General features: G+C 54.4%; 3 protein-coding genes and 1 pseudogene. 3 read left to right on the top strand and 1 reads right to left on the bottom strand.

Annotation, left to right across the window (positions count from 1 at the left end):
* The first annotated feature begins 405 nt into the window (after window positions 1–405).
* The 3 genes from AB5Y92_RS05460 to crr are packed head-to-tail and all read left to right on the top strand — an operon-like array spanning window position 406 to window position 2,989.
* Window positions 406–663: an HPr family phosphocarrier protein gene (locus tag AB5Y92_RS05460; protein WP_005338266.1), complete on the top strand. Its 258-nt coding sequence runs from the start codon at window positions 406–408 to the stop codon at window positions 661–663.
* 46 nt (window positions 664–709) lie between these two features.
* Window positions 710–2,437: a phosphoenolpyruvate-protein phosphotransferase PtsI gene (ptsI, locus tag AB5Y92_RS05455; RefSeq protein WP_368225877.1), complete on the top strand. Its 1,728-nt coding sequence runs from the start codon at window positions 710–712 to the stop codon at window positions 2,435–2,437.
* Between the two features lie 42 nt (window positions 2,438–2,479).
* Window positions 2,480–2,989: a PTS glucose transporter subunit IIA gene (crr, locus tag AB5Y92_RS05450; RefSeq protein ID WP_005338264.1), complete on the top strand. Its 510-nt coding sequence runs from the start codon at window positions 2,480–2,482 to the stop codon at window positions 2,987–2,989.
* Window positions 2,990–3,087: 98 nt separating this feature from the next.
* Here crr and AB5Y92_RS05445 read toward each other — a convergent pair.
* A pseudogene (locus AB5Y92_RS05445) lies at window positions 3,088–4,021 on the bottom strand (GGDEF domain-containing protein).
* Window positions 4,022–4,132: the final 111 nt, after the last annotated feature.

Raw genomic sequence — 4,132 nt, 5'->3', positions numbered from 1 at the left:
GAGCGCCGCTTCTTTATGGGCTAGACTAAACCCCTGTTAGTGTCACTTGATCCTTATTTTTTGGGGTAAAATAACAAGTTCCGGAGTGAGAAAAAAAGCAGACATTCCGCTCTAAATCTCATATCCTGTGCGGCGTCACGCGGTGTTTGCTGGCTCGGTATCACAAAGTAACAAAGTGTTATTTTTCGTTATAAAATAATTTCAGGCCAGTCCTGATGCGGCTTGTAGCCCAATAACTGAAAATTGCCAACCAGCGCACCGATTACTGCACAGAAACTTGACCTGGATTAAACCATTGCGGGTCTGCTTTCGTTACTTTACAACATATCCATACTGACACGGTGGGTCAGGTTGCTTCAAAAACGACCAATCCACCAAAAAATATCAATAATATGGGGTGAAACCATGTACGAGAAGTCTGTTGTTATTACTGCTGAAAACGGCCTGCACACCCGTCCGGCAGCTCAGTTCGTGAAAGAAGCCAAAGAATTCCAAAGCGAGATCACTGTGGTCTCCGGTGGCAAGTCCGCCAGCGCCAAGAGCCTGTTCAAGCTGCAGACCCTGGGCCTGACCAAGGGTACCAACGTAACTATCCAGGCTGACGGCCCGGATGCTCAGCAAGCTGTTGAGAAGCTGGTTGCCCTGATGGACGAGCTGGAGTAATCCAGCTTTAGATTCCTCCCCCACAGTCGTTTTAATAGGAAGGATTATGATATCTGGCATTCTTGCGTCCCCCGGTATCGCATTCGGTAAGGCGCTTCTTCTGAAAGAAGATGAAATCGTTATCAATCAGGGCAAAATCTCTGCTGACCAGATTGATGCCGAGATCAACCGTTTCCTCGAAGCTCGTACCAAGTCAGCTACCCAGCTGGAAGCCATCAAAGAGATGGCCGGTCGCACCTTCGGTGAGGAAAAAGAGGCCATCTTCGAAGGCCACATCATGCTGCTCGAAGATGAGGAGCTGGAAGGGGATATCAAATCCTTCATCAAAGAGAACAAGGCTTCCGCTGACAAAGCCATCTATGAGGTGATCGAACAGTACGCCAAGATGATGGCCGAGCTGGATGACCCTTATCTGCGCGAACGCGCTACCGACTTCCGTGACATCGGTACCCGTCTGGTCAAGAACGTACTGGGCATCGCCGTTGTCAACCTGAGCACCATCGACGAAGAGGTGATCCTGGTCGCCAAAGACCTGACCCCGTCTGAAACCGCTCAGATTAACCTGAAATATGTGCTGGGTTTCGTCACCGACATCGGTGGCCGTACCTCTCACACCTCCATCATGGCCCGCTCCCTGGAGCTGCCGGCCGTGGTAGGCACCAACGACATCACCGAGCGCGTCAAGAACGGTGACATGCTGGTGCTGGATGCGATCAACAACCAGATCATCATCAATCCGACCGCTGAACAGCTGACCGAAGCCAAGAAGTTCCAGGCTCAGTTCCAGGCCGAGAAAGATGAGCTGGCCAAGCTGAAAGATCTGCCTGCCATCACGCTGGATGGTCACCAGGTCGAAGTGTGCGCCAACATCGGTACCGTCAAGGATACCGAAGGTGCCATCCGCAATGGCGCCGAAGGCGTGGGTCTGTACCGTACCGAGTTCCTGTTCATGGATCGTGACGCGCTGCCGACCGAAGAAGAGCAGTTCAAAGCCTACAAAGAAGTGGCCGAAGCGATGCCGGATCAGCCGATCATCGTGCGTACCATGGACATTGGCGGCGACAAAGAGCTGCCGTACATGAATTTCCCGAAAGAGATGAACCCCTTCCTGGGCTGGCGTGCCGTGCGTATTTTCTTCGACCGCGAAGACATCATGCATGCTCAGCTGCGGGCCATTCTGCGCGCCTCTGCCTTCGGCAAACTGCGCATCATGTTCCCGATGATCATCTCTGTCGAAGAGTTCCGTAGCCTGAAAGCTACCGTAGAGACGCTGAAAGCCGAACTGCGTGCCGAAGGCAAAGCCTTTGATGAATCCATCGAAGTGGGTATCATGATCGAGACCCCGGCCGCTGCCGTGATGGCTCATCATCTGGCCAAGGAAGTGGATTTCTTCAGTATCGGTACCAACGACCTGACCCAGTACACCCTGGCTGTCGATCGTGGTAACGAGATGATCTCCTCCATGTACAACCCGCTGTCACCCTCCGTCCTGACCCTGATCAAGATGGTTATCGATGCATCCCACGCCGAAGGCAAGTGGACCGGTATGTGTGGTGAACTGGCTGGTGACGAGCGCGCCACCCTGCTGCTGCTGGGTATGGGTCTGGATGAGTTCTCCATGAGCGCCATCTCTGTACCGCGTATCAAGAAGCTTATCCGCAACACCAACTTCGAAGATGTGAAGGCAATGGCTGATCAAGCACTGAGCTTTGCCACCGCCGCTGAAATCGAAGCATGCGTAGATAACTTTATTAAGCAGAAGGCAGTCTGCTAAGATCGGCTGCAAACAGCGACAAATCATCTCTAGGAGCTTTATATGGGTCTGTTTGATAAACTGAAGAAACTGGTTTCCGACGATAGCTCTGACACCGGCGGCATCGAAATCTTTGCTCCGCTGTCTGGCGAAATCGTGCCGATCGAAGATGTGCCTGACGTTGTCTTCGCCGAGAAGATCGTTGGTGACGGTATCGCCATCAAGCCGGCTGGCAACAAGATGGTTGCTCCGTGCGATGGTACCATCGGCAAGATTTTCGAGACCAACCACGCGTTCTCTCTGGAATCCGACTCCGGTATCGAGCTGTTCGTTCACTTCGGTATCGACACCGTTGAACTGAAAGGCGAAGGCTTCAAGCGTATCGCTCAGGAAGGTCAACAGGTCAAGCGCGGCGACACCATCATCGAGTTCGATCTGGCCGTTCTGGAAGCGAAAGCCAAGTCTACCCTGACTCCGGTTGTCATCTCCAACATGGACGAGATCAAAGAGCTGATCAAAATGACTGGTGCCGTGACTGTGGGCGAGACCCCGGTTATCCGTATCAAGAAGTAATGCCCGGCTGGCTCACGCCAGTTGCGCAGTAAAAAACCGAAGCCTTGTGCTTCGGTTTTTTTATGGCTGCGAGTCGGCTTTTCTTTCTGGTTATTACTCTATTCCGTCGAGATGACAACCCGGTTACGGCCCTGATCCTTGGCCTGATAAAGGGCCCGGTCGGCCATCATCAGCAGATAGTCGATGCTCTCCTGCCCCTTCATGCTGGCACAGCCCAGACTGATGGTGAGGGATAGCTGCTTCCCCTGCCATGGCAAGCGGGTGGTACTGACATGCAGGCGCAGCTGTTCGGCGCGCCGTGCTGCCTGTTCAATATCGCAACCAGGCAGGATCAGCAGGAACTCCTCCCCGCCCCAACGGGCCAGAACTCTCCCCCGGCAACAGCTGGCTCGCCATGGCGTGGGCGACGGCGCAGAGCGCGGCATCGCCAGCAGGGTGGCCGTAGCGGTCATTGACCTGCTTGAAATGGTCGATATCTCCCAACACCACCGAGAGGGGCTCACCCTGTAACCAAAGGGCCTGCAACTGTTGCTGGGCGCCGCGCCGGTTGGTCAGTTCGGTGAGCGGATCGGTGCAGGAGAGGCGGCTCACCTCTTCCACCATGCACTGCAGGTCGTGGATATCGCGAAAGGTGACGATATGGCCATCCGGGATGGCATCGGCTCCCAGCTGGGCAGTGACGATAAACCAGCGCGACTGACCGCTCTTGCAGCGGATCAGCGCAGGCATCTCGGCAACCTCCAGCCCTTGCGACAAGCTCTGTTCCACCTGGGAGTGCCAGGAGTCGATGATGGTGCGGCGATACCCTTCATCCGGGTAGGCGACCTGAAACCAGGAAGCCATGTCCGGCAGATCGTCAAGGTTGTAGCCCAGCTGCTCAATGAAGGCTTTATTCAGGAAGCGGTGGCGCCGCTGCGGGATCATGTCGGGTGAGCAGCCATCGTGACGGGCAATGGATTCTGACACCAGAATAGGCAGCGGGATCACATCGAAGGAGCGAAACAGGATCTGTTGCAGTTCTCGGTCATTCATAGGAAAAGCGGCTCCACGATGCATCTTTTACATGCTTTACCATAGGTCAGACCTGTTTGGTGGTAAACCGATTTATAGCGGTTCCGCCGCCGGTTTTTCAGCCAATGGCAA

It is taken from the genome of Aeromonas sp. R1-1 (assembly GCF_040908495.1).
Lineage (GTDB): Bacteria > Pseudomonadota > Gammaproteobacteria > Enterobacterales > Aeromonadaceae > Aeromonas > Aeromonas veronii.
This window is presented reverse-complemented; position numbering and strand designations above follow the sequence as displayed.

Excerpts from the sequence above, each read along its gene's own strand:
- AB5Y92_RS05460 (WP_005338266.1), top strand. The coding sequence starts at position 406 with ATGTACGAGAAGTCTGTTGTTATTACTGCTGAAAACGGCCTGCACACC.
- ptsI (WP_368225877.1), top strand. The coding sequence starts at position 710 with ATGATATCTGGCATTCTTGCGTCCCCCGGTATCGCATTCGGTAAGGCG.
- crr (WP_005338264.1), top strand. The coding sequence starts at position 2,480 with ATGGGTCTGTTTGATAAACTGAAGAAACTGGTTTCCGACGATAGCTCT.